This is a genomic window from Pseudomonas sp. EA_65y_Pfl1_P113, assembly GCF_963970525.1.
Taxonomy (GTDB): Bacteria; Pseudomonadota; Gammaproteobacteria; order Pseudomonadales; family Pseudomonadaceae; genus Aquipseudomonas; species Aquipseudomonas tritici.
Map to the genome: position 1 here is coordinate 1 of NZ_CAXAQM010000299.1, position 553 is coordinate 553.

2 protein-coding genes are annotated in these 553 nt (G+C 57.3%); both read right to left on the reverse strand.

Annotated features, from left to right (window positions below):
* The coding region (locus AACY52_RS29710) for a DUF3304 domain-containing protein (RefSeq protein WP_339561286.1) at positions 1 to 316 on the reverse strand (316 nt) is incomplete at its 3' end.
* Positions 316 to 447 (reverse strand): hypothetical protein, encoded by a 132-nt coding sequence (locus AACY52_RS29715; protein WP_339561287.1) that lies wholly within the window; start codon positions 445 to 447, stop codon positions 316 to 318. The genes AACY52_RS29715 and AACY52_RS29710, both read right to left, overlap by 1 nt.
* Positions 448 to 553: the final 106 nt, after the last annotated feature.

A 553-nucleotide genomic window follows, 5' to 3' on the forward strand; every position in this document is an offset into this window, starting at 1 on the left:
AGGCAGCCCGGTAGCCATCTGTCCCAAGCGGAGGCCAATTTGCTGAGGCATGCGGATTCGGGTCTTTCTCCCATTCAACCACCACGGTCAAACCGGGGTGCCACTTCACTGGAAGCGGTGCGCAGCACATTTGCCCGCCCCCGTATCCGTAAGGGGACAAATTCGGCCCGCCGTTACCATTGACCGAGAACCGATTGATCGCCGCCGAGGTATGGCTATAGCCCTCGATAGGCGTACCTAATCTTTCAGGAGTGGGCTGCGCACAGCCCTGCAGCGAGATGCCGCCAATTAACATGACGAGGAGTAAACGAATCATCAGGTAGCCTCGCCACGAGTCAGGGTTAGTGGAAGGTGTTCGCTCGGCGCGCGGGTGATAATTGAATCGGCTATCGGGTTGAGGAATGCCGCCGCAGGCTTTTGAAGTGGCGGGATCATGGCTTCGGACATGTGGCCGGCTCCTGCATTTTTTGAGGGAAGTGAAACGGATAATCTGAACGACCGGGATACGTAGCGCCTGCCGATACAGCCACCTGGTTACAGGGCAAGAAATGCA